Source organism: Ignavibacteria bacterium, assembly GCA_016707005.1.
Taxonomy (GTDB): domain Bacteria; phylum Bacteroidota; class Ignavibacteria; order Kapaibacteriales; family Kapaibacteriaceae; genus UBA10438.
On sequence record JADJIQ010000005.1, the window covers coordinates 705,292 to 725,621 of the forward strand.

Below are 20,330 nucleotides of genomic sequence, written 5' to 3' on the forward strand. Positions count from 1 at the left end.
CGCTGTTCGCTGTTCTCTGCAACTAGCTTTGGAAGATTGCGTAACCAAAGAGGCTGAACATGACGATCAGGTGTACGATCAGCCATGCGCGCTGCCACATCGGACGGTTGTTCCAGGTTACGGCCTGATCAAATGGGTCAAAGATCAGTGCGATGCCAAGGTTGGATGCGGCTGTCATTACGTCATGCGCAATGAAGATGTGGTACACGGTGAACAGCAGAAATCCGCTGTAGAGTATGCGGGCAAATGTAGTATTCATGAGCGCCCTAACGTTTATCCCACTCAAAGAGTTTCGCTTTTAATTGTCCCATGACTACGTCATGGGCTACTGACTTCATTCGCTCTTCGCTGCCTCGACTACGCTCGGCATGACATTCGCTATTCGCTATTCGCTATTCGCTATTCGCTATTCGCTATTCGCTGTTCGCTGTTCGCTATTCGCTGTTCATGACTTTCGTCATAGTCTGCCCCCTCCCAACCCCCTAGATTACAGTAGACATCTAGGAGTCCACCATGAAACGCATCTTCGCTTCCGCCTTCCTGACGCTAACTGTGTCTGTTTTGATCGGTTCGTGTGGGCTGACAGAATCAGATCCAGCAGATCCCAATGATCCGGTAGGGGGCAATACTGAGCTCGAAGACACCAAACCCGGGGCACGACATTCAGCCTATCCCGATCTTGGTGATTGGTTGCCATATGATATGGTCCCACGTGATAGCATCATCATCAAATCTCGCAACAACGGTGTGGTGGTAGTGGATTTCAATGTGACCTTTGACACAGCTTTCACGCTCCGGCTGGACACCATGCTCGGAACTACAATACTCCCCGACAACGCAAAGAAGTCCCTGATCGACACCTACCTCGCTCAGTATGGGGCTACCCTGGATACCACCAACAAGGATCGCATGATCATCCATGCAGAACCAAAGTTCCGTGTTACCTCCGAGGGCATCCAAGACTTTGTTGCCTCCAAGGGAGATGAATCCAAACCCTTCACGATCATCAAATACAACATGAACGTGGGAGATAGCTGGTCCTTCACACGTTCCGATGGTGTAAAGATCACTCGAAAGGTTGTCTATCACTCAACAGAGGACGACTACGAAGTGATCTTCTGGAGACTCAAGGTCTTCAAGACCGAACAGGTCCAGGAAAACGATCCTCTTCTCTCAAAGATCATCTGGGTCACCAACCACAAATACGGCCTCGTTGGCGTCCACATCTTTGATAAAGCCGGCAAGGAGATTCCGATCACGATCGCTCCGCCATCGCTTTAAATCGCCATTATTATTCCCATAGCCCCATGACCCCATGACTTCGTCATGGGCTACAGAATTCATTCTGTGTTCGCTGTTCGCTGTTCTGTGTTCGCTGTTCGCTGTTCTGTGTTCGCTGTTCGCTGTTCGCTGTTCGCTGTTCGCTGTTCGCTGTTCTGTGCCTCGACTACGCTCGGCATGACCTTCTCTATTCGCTATTCGCTATTCTCTATTCGCTATTCTCTATTCACCAAGGGGTCCACGCAACCGCCAGCGCGGGCGCTACATTCGGACCGGGCAGCAGCGTTAATCCGAAGTCGAACGTTATAGCAGTGTTGCACTGACGGAGTCCGAGGAAGAGCGCACTTTGCGATGGGCGTGTGAGATCGGCATTCCACAGCTCTCCCAGGAAGTGCAGGTCATGCATTTCGGGGAACCGCACGTCCATCATAAAGGCAACGCCGATGGTACCGTTGGCATAGGGGAATGTAAAAGGGTCAAAGAGCGAACCGCCACTTACAACGTAGGAGTCTTTGCCGGCAACCTTTGCGTGGATCATTGTGCTCACACGCGTACGCTTGCCGGTGAATGTTGCAACGCCGAAGACGTGACCCATAAAGTTTACATCGTTGATCCACGAGCCGTTCACACCGAATGCATAGATCTGCTTGCCCCCTTCAACCAATCCGTTCTTCCCCTCATACACCGTGCCCTTGATATTCACAGTGCTAAACTGGTTCTGCCAACCAATACCGGGGATAACGGTTCTTCCGCCTGTTATGCTTACGAAGTCTGCGATCCCCACTCCAAGAGTTGGCATCACACCTTCCACAAGAGCGAGATAGTGATCCTTTTTGATGGCCTCTGCTGTTGGGAGGATCAATCCTCTGTTGCGTGCGCGATAGGATTCTTCGAGAAGGCCGATCCACGAGATCTCTGCAGCGTAGAGTCTGGCCCTTCCAAATGGTGTCTTGATGCGGATGAAGGCACCGGCGGAGTCGGAGGACGTTTCTGTGACCGGACCGGAGACAACATCTCCATTCACAAGTCGAACGTAGTATTCGAGCTCCGTATCGAATTCGTATTGCTCCAAGGCTTCGTCTGACATTCCTGACTGTGCCTTCAATACAGGAGCGCTAGCAACAACTGCTACCAAAAGGACAGCAATAGAGATCCATCGTTGAAGGGGGCTCATTGGCCCGCCCCTTCTTTAGAAAATGCGAGTTGACCACAAGCTGCATCGATGTCGAGTCCGGCAGAGGACCGCACGTTCACCTGCACATCCTCGGCACGCAAACTATCAGCGAACCACTGGAACTGCTCCGGCGTTGACGGCGTGAGCGACATATCAAAACCCTCTGGCAATGCGAAGTCGATCTCATGGAAGGGGATCAGATTCACTCGCGTTGGCATACGTCTGGCAAGTTTACCCAAGCGTTTCACATCGGCAAGACTGTCATTGATCCCATTGAAGAGGATGTATTCATACGTCACCGACTTCCGAGTCTTTCGATAGTAATACTCGAGTGCCTCGATCAATTCCGGCAACTGATGCTTCTTTGCGATCGGCATAAGTTCGGCACGCACGTCCTGCACGGTAGCATGCAGAGATACTGCTAGCTTGATGATCTGACCTTCATCGGCCATACGAATGATACCCGGAACAACACCTGCTGTGGAGATGGTAACGCGACGTGGTGCAACCATCTTCGTACGTTGATCTGTGAAGATCTGCGTTGCACGCATCACCTCATCATAGTTGTTCATCGGCTCGCCCATTCCCATGAAGACGATGTTCGTGATGGGTTTCGAAGAGAACTTCTGCGCCTGAAGGAATTGGTCAACGATCTCACCCGACGTGAGATTCCGCGAAAGTTTCAGTGACGCTGTAGCACAGAACACACATCCAAGGTTGCAGCCAACCTGCGTTGATACACAGAGCGTAAGTCTGCGAGGATGCTCACCATCCGGCACCATCTCACTAGGAATGAGAACACTCTCAACAGCACGTCCGTCCCAAAGCTCAAAGAGGAACTTCTTTGTGCCATCCGCCGACTCCTGAACGGTCTGCAACTTCACACTCTGCGTTCGATATTCACTTCCAAGTTTTTCACGCAACGCCTGCGGCAATAGCGCCATCTCCTGCACACTGTCCAGACGTTGGATGTAGATCCCGTCATAGACCTGCTGTGCACGATACTTACGTTCACCCGCATCAACGAACATCTTCTCAAGCTCACTAAGAGGATGCCCCTTGAGCTCGATCGGTCCGTCAACTATGTCTCTCTTTGCTTTTGCCATTCCATTCTCTCATTAGCACATTAACACATTAGCACATTAGCACATTAGCACATTAGCACATTAGCATTCTAGCACTCTCCCTGGCCACATTCGACGATATCGCCACGCCCATGCCGTTGCACCCGAATGCCACAACGCAACGTGGGGAGACGTTTCCAACATACGGTTGTTTTGTTGTTGTGAACGCCATTGTGCCCGCCCAACGGTGCTCGATCTCCAGATCTGGGTGATTTGGCAGGATCACTGTGCGTAGCATGTTCTCCAGCACCGATTGAATGTGCTCCGTGGTCTGATGCGAGGTTGTGCGTTCCCCTTCGAAGTCGAGATTCCGCCCGCCCCCTAACAAGACCCTATCGCCCAAGGACCGGAAGTAATAATACCCCTCGTCCGCATGGAAGGACCCCTTGAGTTTGAGGTTGGTAAGGGGCTTGGTAACGATCACTTGACCTCTTCCTGGGAGAATCTCCGGTAGCGTAGCATCGGGAACGAGACTCGGAATCATTGCGTTGGTGGCAATCACTGTCTGACTGGCAGTGATCTCCAGTTCCTGATGTGTAGTTCGAACAACAAGCTCTACAGAAGTACCTGTATCCAACATGGATACAACCTCTGCTCCGGTTCGGATGTGAACACCGGCACGAGCAGCCAAGTCCCACAATGCCGCTATCAGTTTGCCCGAATGTAGTGTTCCTTCGAAGGGCGTATGTATCAGCGTTGATATCGATGAAGACAAGCCATACTCGGCAATGAGATCATTGCGCTGCGAGAAAGTCGCACATCCAAAGATCGGAGCCAACAGATCGTTCACTTCATCAAGTCGCAACAAGGAGGAGTGATCCTCAAGGAAGATCTCCGAGCCACCGTTCTCGGTGTACCCAATATCGAGACCTGCACAGCGCTCGCGCAAAAGTGTGAGTCCGTCAAGACGCTGTTGGACTAGATTGCGCGCAGCATCACGGCCCATGAGGTCGATGTCCGATGCGATCTCGCTCAGCGAGCCAACGCAAGCAAAACCTGCATTGCGCGTTGAAGCGCCTGTTGGCAGCAGATTGCGTTCCAAAAGCAGAACGCGCCACTCAGGGTGGCGCGTTGCACATTCGATAGCAGTGTTGATCCCGATGATGCCGCCGCCGATGATGACCACGTCATACGTCAGCCACGAATCATATTCCCAAATGCTTCTCATACGTTGCTGTTATTGTGGACTCGTTGGTCGTACGCGAGAGAAGCTGCGGGTTTTGAATACAGCACTATGCAAGGTGAGTGTTTCACCTACAAGTGTTGGGCTTGATATACTGAAGCCCGGCGGGTATGGCTGTGACGTAGTTGGTGTGAATCCACGAGGCCACATCGCTTGGAGCTGGCCATTCACGTAGCCACTATATCCTGTGATCACGTCGCCATCCTTACGAACATCCGTAATGGTGATAGAGCCGCTGATCGGTGCATAGAGGTTACCTCCAATGCTCACGAATGCCCCTTGATCACTTTGCGGAACGTAACCGAGGGTGCCGATCACAACACTTGCACTCGTGAAGGCAAACGTGCCCGGTCCAGTTGGAAGAGTCTTGAATACGAGGCGAAGAGCCGGTATGGAGCTGAGATTGATCGGGGACGTACCCAGCTGAATTTCTGAGGTGAAGATCGAGTCGTGTGGCATGGCAGTGGTCGTCATGGTCACGACAGGTCCTGACGAGATCATCCTGCCACTTACTTCAACCTGGATCCCGGTAACCGGCGGTGCATCATAGATGATCTTGAGTTCAAGTGCTGGGTGTGGTCCGCTCGGTCCGTCTTCACACGACGCCACGAAAAGAGCAAGAACGCATATCGAGAGTATGGTCATCATCTTCATTGTTGTTGCCTTGAGTTGTGGTGTAATGATCAGAATCCGAGCTTGAATTGGTAGCTCAGGCCTAAATGAACGGTCACGGGCGTAAGATTGATCACATCAGATGATGTGGTTGATGGCTTTGGTGCACCCAATGCCGTTACCGGATAGCCGTTCGTGTACATACCGTCTTCATATACGCCAGTTAGGTAGTACTTGGCGAGAAAATCAAGGGTAAGGATACCAAGACCCGAGTTCCAGAGATTGACGGCACCACCGAGACGTACATCGATCGCCATCTTCATTGTGTTCTTATCGACCACGTACACCTCATCAGACCTCTCAGGATGCCACATTTCGCCCTTCATCGGGAAGTTGAACCCTGCACCGATCATGATGCCGTAAAGGCTCAGCTGCGGAGCAACAGAGAAATAGGTGTATCGCTCAATGATGTAGCCCTTCCAATCCGTTTCACTGTCGAAGAATTCATAGGGACGAGTACGAGTACCGGCCGTTGTGACACCTACATCGAGACGTCCACCTAATGAGGATCCCGTTGAGAATGGGGCAAACACCATCACGCCATAGTTCTGCATGAACCAGACATCCGGGTTCACCTCTCGTCCACCAGCGTTCTCTACGGCAATGCCACCGGAGACGATGCCTAGGGTAGGACCTAGACGAAGTACATACTGCTCCTTGGCCGGCTCAGCCGCAACGAACTCTACTGAGTCCTTCGGCACAGTTGAGTCAACGGCATTCACTGCAGGCTTCATTGCAAAGGCATTCACAGCAAAGACCAAGCTCGTAAACCCGAGAACAATGGATCTCATAATTAATCCCTCTCCGGTGATTTTGTACGTATTTTCTCGTAGACCTGCAAAAATACAATGGAAATGGCCCTGTAACGCATACGGGGCTCAGGGTTTCTTCCCCTTGTCACTGTGAACGATCGGACATGACGTATACCCTCCTATCTGACGAAGAGCTGTTTGCACTTGTGCGGGACGGCAATGATGAACTAGCCTACCGAACGCTGTTCAAACGATATGACAAACGGGTGTACGCCTATTGCCTTCGGGCTCTTGGTTCTCACGACGATGCCCAAGACATGTTCCAAACGATCTCATTGACGGTGTTTGACAAACGGTCGTCATTCTCTGATGGATCCTTCGCTGCTTGGTTGTTCACCATCGCTCGCAATTTCTGCCTTAAGGCACTGCGCGGACGGAAACACACAACGGAGCTTACGGATGACATCTTACCGGTAGAGGAAGAGGAAACTCACAGTCAAGACTTCCTTCTCCGACAGGCCCTTCACAAGGCCATCGGTTCACTACCGCAGGAATTCAGAGAAGCTCTCGAGTTGAAATATTTCGAAGACCTGCCGTACGAAGACATCGCAAAGGCATTGGATATAACGGTCTCACTTGCAAAGGTGAGAGTGTTCCGAGCCAAAAAAATGATCCAGCAATCTATGTCCACGATAATCGACGAACTACGATGACGAATCAAGAACTACTCGCCGGCTTCCTCGATCGCTCTTTGAGCGAAGATGGCCTACTCGAGTTCGAAGCACGCAAGACCGCGTCGCCAGAATTCGCAAGCGAAGTACGCGAAATGCTGACCGTGGAGGAACTCCTCACAACAGCAGCACCACGCGTACACTATCCGGTTGAGTTCCTCGCCTCGGTAGAATCCGCCATTGCCACCAAGGTAGCGGCAGGTGCAACTGCATCTGGGTTCTTTACAAGCCTAGCACAGAATGCCTGGACATGGATCGCGGGCGGTACAGCCGCCGTTGTGATCGGAGGCGGTGCCATCTACTTGGCGTCTACTCCGTCACCTGAGCCAACAACTCACGCCAAAGCAATGATCTCAGCTGCACCCTCACCGGGAAACGCTCAGACAGTTGCAACGCCAGCCCCTGCACCAACGGTTGAACATGCACCTGTAGGTACGCGTTCAAATGCGAGACCGCAGCCTACAATGATCTCAACAGAGACAACACCGAGCAGTGTTGAGCTCAATGCCAACACCTCCGAACCTGATCCTGTAACGAAGCAGATCATCGCTGAGTACGAGAAGTGTAAGGGTTCCAACGATCAGGTTCGTTGCGCTCAGCTTGCACTGCAGATCGGTATCAAGCTTCGTAAAGATGATCATGGAACGGAAGCTCGACAGTATCTCGAGGCCGCGATCGGCCATGCACGCCAACTGAAGCTCGCAGAGTTTGAAATGGATGCCAATGGCGAACTCGGTCTGCTAGCAAGCACCGAAGGTGATGAACAACGTGCTGCTGCTGCCTTCCGCCGGGCTATCGAGATCGGTGACGCACAAAAGAAGAATACAAGCCGTTGGTCTTCAGCACTTGAGGATCTCGGAAAGAGATAATTGCCCTGGTATGTGTGTTCAAAGAACGGCGTCCGGATCCCTACGGTCGCCGTTCTGCTTTTATATACAGTTCTGCACGCTGATAGAAGTCTTTCTCAGGCGCCATCAGTCCACGACGGAACCACACATCGGCATTAACGGCTTTGCGAATAACAGGCGCTGATGATTGAAGGTATTCTGCATCATCACTCACAGCTGCCGGATAGAATTCAATGGTCGTAAACTCAGGAGCCCCGTTGAAGAGCTCGCGATCTGGTGTTGCAAGGAAATCTGGGGGCAATACACGAAGGACCTCAACGCGCGGAGAAGGTACGCCCGTTGCATCTGTCACCGACTGTGAACGCACCACTACACGGCCAGGCTCGCTCTTTGTGGTTGCACCCTCCTTGTCCTGAAGCTTGAGTTCTACCAAGATCTGTTGAGACATAACGGCATCTGTTTCAAGGTTCTCGTTCATGTTCCAGAGGATGGCCGGAGGAACAGCTCCGGTATCTGCAAAGGTGCGAACGGCTCGTCCGGATTGGAACATCGACACAGACCACTTCTCAATTCCTGCCTCGCTCACAACATCGGGCATCACGCGAACACTCGGAAGCCGTGTTTCATTCTGAATGTTGGATGCAGCGATGGGCTTGACGAGCAATCGACTAGGTTCAACAAACATCACCCAGGCCGGTTGCGAAGCCTGACCGCGTTTCACTTCAACGGACAGCCTGCGTGCGGGGATGTTGAATGTCTCTGTGAGGTAGGCGCGTACGGCTTCACAACGACGTTCAGCAAGCCCCTTCCCTTCTTCCGTACCATCGTCGTAGGTGAGCAACGTGCAGACCGCAGAAGGATGGACCCTCAGTCGGAACCCAATGATGTTCAGAACGTTGTATTGCCAATGCGTTGTTGCGTCTACAAGTGCAGATGCTTCCTTCCACGTAGACGCTTGAGATGCAGAGAGCTGTACATAGCGTTGTGGAAGTGTTGACGATGTATCATCGAATATCACCAGTGGCATGAAGGGCACCGTTCGCTCGAGTCGAATTCGTTGTGCACTCAAGCGTGCATCATCACTCACAGATCCGTCTTCATGAACAAATGCTAGTCGTAATGATCCGCGAAGGACGGAAGGGGGCTTTGGCAGTAACGTACGGTAGCTCTCACGAACCGTGACTCGTACAAGAGAACCGTCGATCAGAGAGTCGGTTATCGTTGATGCAAGTGTTGTGACCGGCTCGCGAACCTGGGCACTGAGGTCTACTGTGGTATCTCGAATAACCGTAACAAGTCTCTCACGCGCGGGTGGTGCAACATCTGCCGTCTTAGTCTCCGTTGTTGAACCAAGTACGTAGCGTACACCAACTCCAACGGTAAGACTCTGTGCTGTGAATGCACCGTCTGCATTAACGGAGTTGAACATTGTTGTGAAACCAACGTGAGGAACCAAGAACACGTTCTCTTCCGACGTCAGCGGGAATTTGCCTTCCGCACCCAAACTCAGTCCGAATACAGCTGCTGTGTTTGGGATATCACCTTCACCTGTTGTTTGCTCAATGGAACCATCAACAAATGGCAGACCCTCGGGGTCAGAGAAGCGAACTGTCTGCAGATAGTCTGTTGATACTGCGAACGAAACAGGAACACCTAGTCGGAGGCTAAGCCATGAGAGAGGTTCGAATCTGAGGTACGGCTGAATCTCGAGCAACGTAAATGAGCCGGTGAGTTCGTGTGCCAATGAAGCCAGATAGATCCCACCTTCTTCCGTTGCGATCGGTACAGTCTCTCCGGCTTGATAGGTTAGCGATGCATGAGAGAGGTTGAAACGAATGCCCCCTCGTAGTTCATTGAAGACCGGGAGGTCCGCACCTAGACCAAACCACCAGCCTATGGAACCGCCCATAGGTTCATACGTGAGTTGTCCGGGCGACGGGATGCCGGACACAGAGCGGAACGTACCGCTTGGAGCCACTACACTAATGCCACCAAGCGCATCGAATGCAACGGGAAGTGGTGCTTCCTGTGCAGCGATACGGACCGAAGCAATGATGAGGAGGACAAAAAGGAACCGTGGCATCGGTGCAAAATAGGTCTACTGCACCACGAATAGGCGAACAACGCTATTGATCGTATTTCCGGAAGCCCCCTCAACCACGAGTCGGGCATAATACGAGCCCGCAGGAAGGGCGATATCTGCTGCCCCACCGGAGCTGATCGAGAACTCACGTACGCCCGCTCGGAGCTGAGTTGTGAGGTCAACACGGACCTGGCCAAGGGCGTCGATCACGTCCAGACGTCCGGTCTGGACCGGAACATTTGCCACCCTGAGCGTGGATTGGGTCACAACCGGATTGGGATCCACATCGGCCACAAGCGTACTCTGCATGGGGTTCACATATCGCGGACGCCCATCCTGATAACGCCAGACATTGGTGACAAGTACCAGGGACGACCGCGGTTCCACCCTACGAGTGCCATCGTTTCCGACCGTAATGGAGGCTTCGGTGATGGTAAGGGGCGTGCGATCCGCATCACCCAGAACGATCACGCCCCGTGCCTGACCCACAACCAGACCGCTGCTGCCAATAAGTACGGAGCCATTGAGCCCCGTCTTCCCAACCTTAAGCATCGTTCGGTCATCTGCCACCACACGTTGCTGTCCGCTCTGAAGCAACGGCACGAACATTGTTGGGTTATACGTTACGTCACAGACAAAGGACTCCAGTGCCAATGGTACGTCTATCGGGTCATTTGTGGTCACCACAACATCAAACGTTGCGGTATCTCCGATCCGATGATAGAACGTATCGGCAACAAACCCCATGGAGAGAGTTACCGGACGTGGCACCATCGTCAGGTTTACCACGATGTTCGTTGAGTCGAGAGCATCTTGTCCTGCAACGGAACGATACAGAACAAAGCCAAAACGTCCGTCTCCGAACTGTGTAGGAGCGCACGTTACCTCTACAAGGATCTTGTTCTCCTTGGTAGGATTCTTTTGGAGAAGAAGCGTAGATGTAACTGTACTCTGTGACTCTTTTGGTCGGATGCTGTAGCTGAATTCTTGTGAGTGCACCTGCGCCCCAAGTTCAACAGCGATCGTATCCTTGCGGACCTGACCAACCATCATGTTGCTGAATAGTGTTGCCTTCTCTACCGGCATCCGAACACCATTGCCTAAGAAATAGACGAAGATGGTGTCAAGGGGCTTCTCGGTCTGCCGATGGATTCGCTCCAAACCAATGGAATCAACAAAGCGCCCCGTGGTCTTTGGCTGGAACGAAAAAACGAATGCAAGGGTATCGCCGCCAATGAGGACAGGCGAGCGATTGATGAGCTGGAATGGTTCATCCAGGGGCATTGTCTCGAGGACTTCCCAGCGAGAATCATCAGCAAGTTCCTTTCGAATCAAAACGACACGACGGTTGGAATCGCCGGTGAGAACGTTGCCGAACTCGATCTTCTCGTTACGGACAAGTCGGAATGCCGTACCAAAGAGTCGAAGCCGTATCTGATCGTTTGGCGGTTGTACTGCCGGAAAACGCTCAAGGATGATCTCCTCGCGGTAGTCCTTGGGATCCGTAGGCGCAAACTCCACCCGTATCCGGACCTCACCGTTTTGAATTGTGAGATCCTGCGATTTCGTCTTCATAGTGAACGGAGAATTGCACGAGTCAACAACTCGGAATTCACCAGTACCTAACAGTCCCTTTACCTGAACCTCGAGCTCCTTCCGCGTCCCAACGGGCATCGGCGGAAAGTTCATAGACTCATTGATGACACGACCCGGCTGCGCCTCTACAAGGGCAGGGATCGCACTCAGGATCAAGAAAAGAATGGTTAGGTGTTTTTGCATAGGAAGGGTTGAGGAGAAACCCATAACTCATCGAAGAGTTACTAATTACTAGTTACTAATTACTAGTTACTAATTACTAGTTACTAATTACTAGTTACTAATTACTAGTTACTAATTACTAGTTACTAATGACCGAAGACCGGTTATGGATTAAAGGGAAAACCCATGCTTGATGTCATTTATCATCAGTAACTAGTAACTGGTAACTAGTAACTAGTAACTAGTAACTAGTAACTAGTAACTAGTAACTAGTAACTGCCTTACTCCGCATACACCACACACGCCTCACCTTCCCAGTCTTGTCGGACTACCCGTCCGGAGCCTTTGATCCGTACGTCGTAGCCGGCGGCATGGAGAACGGTAACGGCGCGCCTGAGGGGGAATCCAACTACATCGGGGTGCTGTTGACCTTGTTGGGGCTGACCTTCTGCCTTTACAACGGATCCACGTTCTAGGCGGGAACCGCTGATAGGGGTCTGACGCATGACAAGTCCGATTCCGGTAGACATTTCGGCGCGCAGACCGAGTCGGCGAAGAACACTGTCTGCGGTTTGCAGCGACAGTCCACGGATATCCGGTACGATCACGGTGTCTGCCTCGGCAGAAGCGGCGATCTTCTGCTGCGTTGCCGCATCCAGTCGCAGCATCGTCATAGTCTTCTGAACAATGCGACGGAAGATGGGAGCTGCGGTTGTGCCGCCGTAGATGCTTGTTGTTGGTCTGTCCAGCATCACGATCATCGCCACGCGGGGTTTATCGGCTGGGTAATACCCTACGAATGATGCGGTGTAATTCTGTCTTCCGTATTCGCCTTGGGTAAGCTGCTGGGCTGTGCCGGTTTTCCCTGCAATGCGCACACCGGAAATGTGCGCTTCCTGGCCCGTACCGCGTTCAACTACACCAACGAGCATTTCGGTGAGGATGTGGGCTGTTCCCGGACTTATCACGCGACGGATCTGCTGGGGTGGAATCTCGGTATGAACCTTCCCATCACTGGCCAGCAGTGCCTTCACCACACGTGGCTGCATGAGAACACCGCCATTGGCAATGGCTGCATAGGCATCGAGGACCTGGAGTGCCGTTGCGCTGATCTCATAGCCAAAGGACATGTATTGTTTCGTGGAGAGGTCAAACTCGTTCGGACGTTTGAGCCTGCCACGTACTTCGCCGGGGAGGTCGATGCCGCTAGGAATACCAAAACCGAAATCGCGGACGTATTTGTAGTAGACGCGGTCGTCTAGCTTGCGCGCCAGCGATGCGAACACAACGTTTGACGATTGCTCCAATGCTCCCGCAAAAGTTGTCTGCCCAACCGGATGGTCGTCCTTGATCTGCACGCCCCCTGCCATCATCAATACTCCTGTGCCTCCATCCACCTTGTCCGTAGGAGCAAGCTTGCGCTCCTCGAGCAGCGCAGCAGCTGTGATGGCTTTCATCGTTGAGCCCGGTTCGTATTGGTCGGTTACGGCCCGAATACGAATGGCATCATCATTGGCTTTATCAAGTCTGTTGGGATCGAATGACGGGTAGGACGCCATCGCAAGGATGTCACCGGTGGACGGCTCAATTGCTATAACCGTACCCGATAATGCACCACTTTCTCGAACTCCGCGCGCTAGTTCCTGCTCGGCAACACGCTGCATTTCAAGATCAATGGTGAGTTGTAGGCCTTGACCATCTCGAGGTGCTTCGCGCTCGGGATCCACACCCGGACGCAGTCTTCCTCTTCCGTCGCGCTGCATCACAACAAAACCGCTCTGCCCACGGAGGATACCATCATACTGGAGTTCAAGTCCGGTCAAGCCGTTATTGTCAACGTCCGTTGTACCGATCAACTGTGCGGCCAATGGTCCATGTGTGAATGAACGTTTCGGTTCCTTGACACGGATAAGCCCCCTATCGCGGATCGTATCGAGAACAGGAAACATCACGGTGTTCACGCCGCGAGCCAGCCAAACAAAACGTGCCTGTGTTGAACGAAGTCGGTCCATGTAGCTCTGTGCGGATTCACCTGCCGCTGCAGAAAGGAGCTGCGCACACATCTCAGGATGTTCGATCATGGATGGATCTGCAGCGAATGATGTGGTCTTCATCATCGTTGCCAGATCCCGCATCTCACGGTCGAGCAATCGTCCGCGCTCTGCACGCAACGGCACCCTGCTCTCGTATTGTTTCTTTGCGAGGTCCCTGTATCGAGCCCCTTCGATCACCTGCACCCAAAAGAGTCTTCCAAGGATGATCATGAAGGCCACGGAGAAGATCAAGGTGAGCAGGCCCGACTTCCATCGAATGGGTTCGTATGGTTGCGACTGGTCGTTCACTTCTGCTCTGTGTCTTCTAATACAGTAGGTGCCTTAGGGGGCGGGATGAGTCCGAGCTTGTCTTGCGCTATCCGTGTGATGCGCTCGGCAGATTGTAGTCTGTACGACTCCGTACGAAGACTCTCATTCACGGTACGCAATGAATCAATACTGCGCTTAAGCGCATCTGTTTCAACAAGGAGTTTCTTAACACCGATCACATTGCTCACGTAGAGCACCGTGAAGATGGCACTCACAAAGACCAACGCAAAGATGCTCCAACGGTTGAGGAGCCTGCGTTGCTTTACAAGTGCCGTTGGCTCCTTTGTCGGCAATAGCTCATCGATCGGCGGTTCGGGTATGATCCCCCGTGCTGCCATCAGCGAACCTCGGCTCCGGCGCCGATACCGGCATCGGATGGAGTGACCAATGTAAGCCTGCCGTCGGCGTTGGATGCCGCAAGAACCATACCCTGTGATTCCATGCCCATGAGCTTGGCGGGCTTGAGATTGGCAACAACAACAATGGTCTTGCCTATCAGATCCTCAGGCGCATAATGTTTTGCGATGCCGGCCAGGATCTGTCTGCGCTCTGTGCCGATGTCCACTTGAAGCTTGAGGAGTTTCTCCGACTTCGCAACACGCTCTGCTTCGATGATCACAGCGGTGCGCAACTTCACCTTTGAGAAATCATCGATCGTGATGCGGTCATCCTGCTCCTCGACTGCGCTCGGAGTGACGACTGCGCTCGGAGTGACGACTGCGCTCGGAGTGGTACCAACGAGTTTTTCGATCTCACGTTCAACCACTTCGTTCTCCACCTTCGTGAACAGGATTGTAGGCTCGGCAAGGGGCGATCCGGACGCCAATTGAAACTCGTGGGAATGCGACCAAAGATCCTTGCCTGTCTCACCCTCTTTTGGTGAGCCTACGTTCACAGGCAGACCCAACATGGACTGCATGGTAGCAGCTGCTACAGGACAGAACGGCGCAAAGACCACGGATAGCGTACGAATTGCCTGAAGACAGACGTTCATCGTGGCTGCGCAATCCGAAGGATCGCTCTTGATGGACTTCCACGGCGCTTTGTCGTTGAAGTACTTATTGGCAGCACGCGCAATGTTCATTGCCTCCGTTGCAGCGTCACGGAACCGGTAGGCATCAAGGTTGAGCCCAACAGCATTGTGTCCGTCACGCATCGCATCAAGCAAGACCTGCTCATGTTCACCGTGCTCAAAGCCGTCCGGCAAAACCGGAACAGTACCGGCAAAATTCTTCTGCACGAACTGCATCACACGGTTCACGTAATTGCCGAGGATCGCCGCCAGCTCGTTGTTCGTGCGTGCCTGGTAATCTCTCCACGTGAAGTCACTGTCCTTAGTCTCCGGCATGTTCATCGTAAGCACATAACGCACGATGTCTCTATGCTGCGCTTCGGGAAATGCAGCGAGATACTGCATCACATCAATGGCCCAGTTCCGACTCTTCGAAAACTTCTTTCCTTCGAGGTTGAGGAACTCATTGGCCGGTACGTTCTCCGGAAGAATGTATCCCTCTTCCTTACGCGTATTGAGAAGGATCGGAAAGATGATCGTGTGGAATACAATGTTGTCCTTACCAAGGAAGGCAGTGTATTCGGTGTTCGCGTCGCACCACCACCGGCGCCAGTCTTCCGGACGACCTTCGTTGATCGCCCATTGTTTCGTTATGGAGATGTAACCGAGTACCGCCTCGAACCAAACGTAGAGGACCTTTCCTTCGGCACCATCCACGGGGACCGGAATACCCCAAGTCATATCGCGCGTGGCAGAACGTTCTGCAAGACCTTGCTTCAGCCACGATCGGCTTTGCTGCAAGACGTTGTCCTTCCACTGTCCGGCATGGGACTCGATGTATTCTTCACACCATTGTTGGAACTCATTGAGCCGGAAGTACCAGTGTTTTGTCTTTCGTACTACCGGTGTTTTTCTGCTAACGAGAGAGCGTGGACTCTTCAGATCCAACTGATCGTAATAGGCACCGCAATTGTCACATTGATCTCCGCGCGCCTTGTCATATCCGCAGTTCGGACAGATGCCTTCTACATATCGGTCGGGAAGGAAGATCTTTGACTCATCATCATAGAACTGATCGTCCTCGCGTTCTACAAGGAGCCCCTTCTCCTTCCACACCAAGAAGAACTCTTGGGCTGTAGCGGCATGAAGTGGATTGGACGTGCGATCATAGAGATCGAATTCGATATCCAGGCCTTTCAGCGCGCGGGCATTTGCCTCATGATACCGGTCGATCACTTCTCGCGGTGTAATACCTTCCTTCTCTGCTGCAATGGTAATGGCCACGCCGTGTTCATCGGAGCCGCAGATGGAGAGTGTGTCTCGTCCGCGAAGTCTGCAATACCGTGCGTAGATATCTGCCGGAAGCGTAGAGCCCACAACGTTTCCGAGGTGGGTCACTCCACTTGCGTAAGGAAGTGCCGAAGTAATGAGGTAACGTTTCACAGGTTCCGGAAGTGAAATTCGATGGTGATGATGCTACTCGTACATCACAATGTCGGTAGCTATTCTCGTGGCTGTGGCATCGTCTGCAAGTTTTCGAATGAGCGCGAGACAGAATTCAAAGGCAGTACCTGCACCTCTGCTCGTAATGATCGTCCCGTCTGTCGCCACACGGTCAAGAGTGTAGTGATAGGGGGCAAACACATCCGCCGTTGATGGGTGCGACGTAACAATGGCACCGGCAGGTAGCAAGCCGAACTCATGCAGAACCATCGGCGCGGCACAGATCGCACCGATCAGACCCTTCTTGGCCATGTGCCGAAGAAGGATCTGTTCAAGTGCATGGTTGTTCACAAAGTTGCTAACGCCCTGACCACCGCCAGGTAGGACAATGGCATCATAGTGATCGTCTTCTGTGATGTCCTCAACGTTGATATCGGGCACCATACGTACACCACGCGAGCATACCACCACGTTACCATCACCGGCTATGGTCACTTCCATCGATGCGCGACGAAGCATATCGATGATGATCACAGCCTCCATCTCTTCTGTACCGTTGGCGATAGGAACAAGGATCTTCTTCATGGTCAATCGTTGTCCTCGGCAGCTGCAGGGGCTGCAATACCCGACGTCATATCTGGACGTCGGATCTTGCCCCCTTCATGTCCAGTGAGACCGATCTGAATGAAGGCTCCGATAGCTACGATCACAAACACTACGGAGAGGGTTCCGGCAATGCTCTTTCCCTTCCATTGAGTGAATAGCGCTGCTGCTCCTATCGCGGCAGCAGCAAGCATGATCCACAGTGAAAGTTCAGCCATTTCTTCGTGTGACTCGATCACGGTTTCACTGATGCCGGCAATGTTCTCAATGCGCTCTTCAGCGCCTTCGCCCGTAAGGTATGTTGGAATGACGGCCAACGCCATTACGATGTAGACAACCAGTCCCGACATGCGGACTGCATTGTTCTTGGTGACAACACCGATGATCACAACAAGTAGTGCTGCAAGTGCGCCAAGGATAGGCACGTGATTTAAAAACAGGTGGATCTGTAGCTCATTCATGACTTACTCCCATTCAATGGTGGCAGGGGGCTTCGACGATATGTCGTAGACCACTCGATTGATACCTCGAACTTCGTTGATGATACGGTTGCTCATCCGCGCAAGCACATCATACGGCATATGGAACCAGTCGGCCGTCATACCATCAGTACTGGTTACAGCACGTAAACCGCATACGTGCTCATACGTGCGCTCGTCTCCCATCACACCAACCGTGCGAACAGGGAGCAAAACAGCAAAGGCCTGCCAGATCTCGTTGTAGAGACCGGCATTGCGGATCTCTTCCAAATAGATCTCGTCCGCTTCGCGTAGGATATCGAGCTTCTCTGGGGTTATGGCACCGGGGATGCGGATCGCAAGACCAGGACCCGGGAACGGATGTCGTTCAACGAACCAATCCGGGATCCCAAGTTCTCTGCCCACGGCGCGAACCTCATCCTTGAAGAGTTCGCGGAACGGCTCAATGAGTTTGAGATTCATCTTTTCAGGAAGGCCACCCACGTTGTGGTGCGTCTTGATGGTCTGACTCGGACCCTTGGTACTCACCGACTCGATCACATCCGGATACAGCGTCCCTTGTGCAAGGAACTTGGCATCGGCAAACTTCTTGGCCTCTACATCGAAGAGGTCGATAAAGGCACCACCGATGATCTTGCGCTTACGTTCCGGATCTTCCACGCCATGCAGTCGTGATAAGAACATCTCCGTTCCGTCAACAAGGTCAACGGTCATTGCGAAATGTTGCTTGAACATCTCAATGATGTTATCACTTTCGCCCTTCCGCATCAGTCCACTGTCGATATGGATACAGTGCACCTTGTCTCCGATCGCCTTATGCAAGAGGACGGCAGCTACGGTAGAGTCCACACCGCCACTCAGCGCGCAGATAACTCCACCGTCTCCCACCTTTGCGCGGATCTCTGCAACTGCAGCATCAATGAACGACGTTGCATTCCACGTAGTGGCACAGCCGCAGATCAGTGTCACGAAGTTTCTGAGAATGGATTTCCCTTCCGTGCTGTGATGCACTTCGGGATGGAACTGCACGCCCCATATCTGACGATTCACATCTCGGATGGCGCAGATGCCGGCATTCTCTGTGTGAGCGATGCGCTCAAAGCCGGGCGGGATCTCGGTGATGTGATCGCCGTGACTCATCCATACCTGTGTGGTTGAATGTATTCCCGTGAAAAGATCGCTGGTATCATCAACCTCAAGCATAGCCCGCCCAAACTCTCTGCGTGCTGCCTTATCAACAACACCACCGAGTTGGTGTGCTACTAACTGAAGTCCATAGCAGATCCCGAGAACAGGAACACCCATGTCAAAGACATCGAAGTCGGGTATGGGTGCACCGTCTGCATACACACTTGATGGACCACCCGAGAGGATGATGCCCTTTGGAGCTAGATCTGAGAGTGTCTCACGAGAGATGGAGTAGGGATGGATCTCTGCGTAGACGCCTACCTCGCGCACCTTACGGGCAATGAGCTGCGTGTACTGTGATCCGAAGTCGAGAATGATGATACGTTCTGCATGTGTCATAGTGCAAAGTTACCACCTTCGCACTCTGCAAGCAGTATCTCTCCTACCGTTCTAGGTAGTCGAGTTCCTTGCCGTAGGTTTCCTTGAGAAATACAAGTCCGATGAAGGCGATGAGCATTGTGACGCCCCCTACGATCACGGCACTGGAGACAAGGGGCTGACCACTGAACAGCACTGCATCGCTCTTACGAAGGGCTGCAAACACCAAGAGAGCCGGGATCAGACCACCGCGAACAACATTCGGAATGGTGGTGGCAACAGTAGCGCGCAGGTTGGTTCCAAACTGTTCTGCAGCTGTTGTTACAAACACCGCCCAGTACCCAACAGCAAATCCTAATACTCCGGTCTGCAGATAGGTGAGCGCAGCAGATTTAGCAGGCGTGAACAAGTACCATGCAATGGCTGCGGAGGTGAGGACAAGGAAGAGAAGGATGGTCCTGCGTCTGCTTTTCAGGAACTGACTGATGAGTCCACTCACCAGATCCCCTGCCGCAAGTCCAACATAGGCCCACATCACGGCTTGTCCGGCAAGGATCTCTGTAGAGCCCCCTCCCTCCTTTGTGAATTCTGGGGCAAACGTCACCAGAATACCGATCACGTACCATATGGGAACACCAATGGCCACACTGGAGAGGTAGGTACCTATCCGCTGTCGGGTGAAGATCATAAAGACGTTCCCGCGTGCCACCGGGGCGTCCTCGATCTTGTTGAACATGCCGGATTCTCGAACACGGACGCGCATCACCAAGAGGCATAGGCCCATCACACCGCCGATGATGAAGGCTACGCGCCAATCTGACAGTTGATGGACCACATAGGCCCCTACAGCCCCCAGGATGCCCATGGAGGCAACGATGGTGGTTCCGTAGCCGCGGGAATGTTTGGGCATCACCTCGCTCACCAGCGTAATGGCCACACCGAGCTCACCGGCCAGACCGATTCCGGACAGAAACCGGAACATGGCATACATCGGCACGCTGGAGACAAAGGCGTTGGCGATGTTCATCACCGAATACATGAGGATGCTGGCGAGCAGAACGGACAGCCTGCCTCGCTTATCAGCCAAGGCACCGAACAGCAATCCGCCAATGAGCATACCCACCATCTGAGCATTGAGGATGATCTCACTGGCATCCTGCATCTGCGTTGGGAGAACGCCGATGGCTCTCAGAGATTCGGGGCGGACGATCGAAAAGAGGATCAGGTCGTAGATGTCAACGAAGTACCCCAATCCGCAAACTAGAACAGTAAGCCAGATGCGAGACGAGGTGTCAGTATCCTGAGAACGTAGAACCAT

General features: G+C 52.8%; 18 protein-coding genes. 3 read left to right on the top strand and 15 right to left on the bottom strand.

All coding sequences use genetic code 11. The annotated features are described in order from the left end of the window. Nucleotides 1–22: 22 nt before the first annotated feature. On the bottom strand, nucleotides 23–259 hold the full coding sequence (locus IPI29_11370) for a hypothetical protein (protein MBK7413143.1): 237 nt from the start codon (nucleotides 257–259) through the stop codon (nucleotides 23–25). Nucleotides 260–513: 254 nt separating this feature from the next. Here IPI29_11370 and IPI29_11375 point away from each other — a divergent pair, with 254 nt between their 5' ends. After that, nucleotides 514–1,281 carry a hypothetical protein gene (locus IPI29_11375; protein ID MBK7413144.1) on the top strand — a complete coding sequence of 256 codons (768 nt, stop codon included), beginning with the start codon at nucleotides 514–516 and terminating at the stop codon, nucleotides 1,279–1,281. Between the two features lie 226 nt (nucleotides 1,282–1,507). Here the strand turns inward: IPI29_11375 and IPI29_11380 are convergent, their stop codons facing one another. The 5 genes from IPI29_11380 to IPI29_11400 are packed head-to-tail and all read right to left on the bottom strand — an operon-like array spanning nucleotide 1,508 to nucleotide 6,225. Further along, on the bottom strand, nucleotides 1,508–2,455 hold the full coding sequence (locus tag IPI29_11380; protein MBK7413145.1) for a hypothetical protein: 948 nt from the start codon (nucleotides 2,453–2,455) through the stop codon (nucleotides 1,508–1,510). Then, entirely contained in the window at nucleotides 2,452–3,561 is a 1,110-nt protein-coding gene (rlmN, locus tag IPI29_11385; GenBank protein ID MBK7413146.1) for a 23S rRNA (adenine(2503)-C(2))-methyltransferase RlmN, read from the bottom strand. The genes IPI29_11380 and rlmN overlap by 4 nt, the downstream gene beginning before the upstream one ends. A 52-nt stretch (nucleotides 3,562–3,613) precedes the next feature. Next, complete coding sequence (locus IPI29_11390) at nucleotides 3,614–4,747, bottom strand: FAD-binding oxidoreductase (protein MBK7413147.1); 1,134 nt, start codon at nucleotides 4,745–4,747, stop codon at nucleotides 3,614–3,616. A 9-nt stretch (nucleotides 4,748–4,756) separates the two neighbouring features. Further along, on the bottom strand, nucleotides 4,757–5,416 hold the full coding sequence (locus IPI29_11395; GenBank protein ID MBK7413148.1) for a hypothetical protein: 660 nt from the start codon (nucleotides 5,414–5,416) through the stop codon (nucleotides 4,757–4,759). Nucleotides 5,417–5,445: 29 nt separating this feature from the next. Then, on the bottom strand, nucleotides 5,446–6,225 hold the full coding sequence (locus tag IPI29_11400; GenBank protein MBK7413149.1) for a hypothetical protein: 780 nt from the start codon (nucleotides 6,223–6,225) through the stop codon (nucleotides 5,446–5,448). A gap of 125 nt (nucleotides 6,226–6,350) precedes the next feature. On the opposite strand from IPI29_11400, the gene IPI29_11405 reads away from it, so the two are divergent. Both IPI29_11405 and IPI29_11410 read left to right on the top strand, forming a co-directional pair. After that, nucleotides 6,351–6,899 carry an RNA polymerase sigma factor gene (locus IPI29_11405; GenBank protein MBK7413150.1) on the top strand — a complete coding sequence of 183 codons (549 nt, stop codon included), beginning with the start codon at nucleotides 6,351–6,353 and terminating at the stop codon, nucleotides 6,897–6,899. Then, nucleotides 6,896–7,786 carry a hypothetical protein gene (locus IPI29_11410; GenBank protein MBK7413151.1) on the top strand — a complete coding sequence of 297 codons (891 nt, stop codon included), beginning with the start codon at nucleotides 6,896–6,898 and terminating at the stop codon, nucleotides 7,784–7,786. Before IPI29_11405 ends, IPI29_11410 begins: the two co-directional genes overlap by 4 nt. A 40-nt stretch (nucleotides 7,787–7,826) precedes the next feature. Here IPI29_11410 and IPI29_11415 read toward each other — a convergent pair whose 3' ends face one another. The 9 genes from IPI29_11415 to IPI29_11455 form a co-directional block, all read right to left on the bottom strand. After that, complete coding sequence (locus IPI29_11415; protein MBK7413152.1) at nucleotides 7,827–9,848, bottom strand: hypothetical protein; 2,022 nt, start codon at nucleotides 9,846–9,848, stop codon at nucleotides 7,827–7,829. A 15-nt stretch (nucleotides 9,849–9,863) separates the two neighbouring features. Continuing rightward, nucleotides 9,864–11,627: a hypothetical protein gene (locus tag IPI29_11420; protein ID MBK7413153.1), complete on the bottom strand. Its 1,764-nt coding sequence runs from the start codon at nucleotides 11,625–11,627 to the stop codon at nucleotides 9,864–9,866. 260 nt (nucleotides 11,628–11,887) lie between these two features. Next, on the bottom strand, nucleotides 11,888–13,948 hold the full coding sequence (locus IPI29_11425) for a PASTA domain-containing protein (GenBank protein MBK7413154.1): 2,061 nt from the start codon (nucleotides 13,946–13,948) through the stop codon (nucleotides 11,888–11,890). Further along, the gene (locus tag IPI29_11430; protein MBK7413155.1) at nucleotides 13,945–14,307 is read right to left on the bottom strand and encodes a cell division protein FtsL; all 363 of its coding nucleotides are present in this window, start codon (nucleotides 14,305–14,307) and stop codon (nucleotides 13,945–13,947) included. The genes IPI29_11425 and IPI29_11430 overlap by 4 nt, the downstream gene beginning before the upstream one ends. Next, entirely contained in the window at nucleotides 14,307–16,424 is a 2,118-nt protein-coding gene (gene metG, locus IPI29_11435) for a methionine--tRNA ligase (GenBank protein ID MBK7413156.1), read from the bottom strand. Before metG ends, IPI29_11430 begins: the two co-directional genes overlap by 1 nt. 33 nt (nucleotides 16,425–16,457) lie before the next feature. Continuing rightward, nucleotides 16,458–17,009 (bottom strand): DJ-1/PfpI family protein, encoded by a 552-nt coding sequence (locus IPI29_11440; GenBank protein MBK7413157.1) that lies wholly within the window; start codon nucleotides 17,007–17,009, stop codon nucleotides 16,458–16,460. A gap of 2 nt (nucleotides 17,010–17,011) precedes the next feature. After that, nucleotides 17,012–17,488: a hypothetical protein gene (locus IPI29_11445; GenBank protein ID MBK7413158.1), complete on the bottom strand. Its 477-nt coding sequence runs from the start codon at nucleotides 17,486–17,488 to the stop codon at nucleotides 17,012–17,014. 3 nt (nucleotides 17,489–17,491) lie between these two features. Beyond that, entirely contained in the window at nucleotides 17,492–19,033 is a 1,542-nt protein-coding gene (gene guaA / locus IPI29_11450; GenBank protein ID MBK7413159.1) for a glutamine-hydrolyzing GMP synthase, read from the bottom strand. A gap of 43 nt (nucleotides 19,034–19,076) precedes the next feature. Next, nucleotides 19,077–20,330, bottom strand: a complete 1,254-nt coding sequence (locus IPI29_11455; GenBank protein ID MBK7413160.1) for an MFS transporter — start codon at nucleotides 20,328–20,330, stop codon at nucleotides 19,077–19,079.

What these genes read in the sequence shown, in the direction of transcription:
- IPI29_11370 (MBK7413143.1), bottom strand. Translation starts at nt 259, where the DNA reads ATGAATACTACATTTGCCCGCATACTCTACAGCGGATTTCTGCTGTTC.
- IPI29_11375 (MBK7413144.1), top strand. Translation starts at nt 514, where the DNA reads ATGAAACGCATCTTCGCTTCCGCCTTCCTGACGCTAACTGTGTCTGTT.
- IPI29_11380 (MBK7413145.1), bottom strand. Translation starts at nt 2,455, where the DNA reads ATGAGCCCCCTTCAACGATGGATCTCTATTGCTGTCCTTTTGGTAGCA.
- rlmN (MBK7413146.1), bottom strand. Translation starts at nt 3,561, where the DNA reads ATGGCAAAAGCAAAGAGAGACATAGTTGACGGACCGATCGAGCTCAAG.
- IPI29_11390 (MBK7413147.1), bottom strand. Translation starts at nt 4,747, where the DNA reads ATGAGAAGCATTTGGGAATATGATTCGTGGCTGACGTATGACGTGGTC.
- IPI29_11395 (MBK7413148.1), bottom strand. Translation starts at nt 5,416, where the DNA reads ATGAAGATGATGACCATACTCTCGATATGCGTTCTTGCTCTTTTCGTG.
- IPI29_11400 (MBK7413149.1), bottom strand. Translation starts at nt 6,225, where the DNA reads ATGAGATCCATTGTTCTCGGGTTTACGAGCTTGGTCTTTGCTGTGAAT.
- IPI29_11405 (MBK7413150.1), top strand. Translation starts at nt 6,351, where the DNA reads ATGACGTATACCCTCCTATCTGACGAAGAGCTGTTTGCACTTGTGCGG.
- IPI29_11410 (MBK7413151.1), top strand. Translation starts at nt 6,896, where the DNA reads ATGACGAATCAAGAACTACTCGCCGGCTTCCTCGATCGCTCTTTGAGC.
- IPI29_11415 (MBK7413152.1), bottom strand. Translation starts at nt 9,848, where the DNA reads ATGCCACGGTTCCTTTTTGTCCTCCTCATCATTGCTTCGGTCCGTATC.
- IPI29_11420 (MBK7413153.1), bottom strand. Translation starts at nt 11,627, where the DNA reads ATGCAAAAACACCTAACCATTCTTTTCTTGATCCTGAGTGCGATCCCT.
- IPI29_11430 (MBK7413155.1), bottom strand. Translation starts at nt 14,307, where the DNA reads ATGGCAGCACGGGGGATCATACCCGAACCGCCGATCGATGAGCTATTG.
- IPI29_11440 (MBK7413157.1), bottom strand. Translation starts at nt 17,009, where the DNA reads ATGAAGAAGATCCTTGTTCCTATCGCCAACGGTACAGAAGAGATGGAG.
- IPI29_11445 (MBK7413158.1), bottom strand. Translation starts at nt 17,488, where the DNA reads ATGAATGAGCTACAGATCCACCTGTTTTTAAATCACGTGCCTATCCTT.
- guaA (MBK7413159.1), bottom strand. Translation starts at nt 19,033, where the DNA reads ATGACACATGCAGAACGTATCATCATTCTCGACTTCGGATCACAGTAC.
- IPI29_11455 (MBK7413160.1), bottom strand. Translation starts at nt 20,330, where the DNA reads ATGGTTCTACGTTCTCAGGATACTGACACCTCGTCTCGCATCTGGCTT.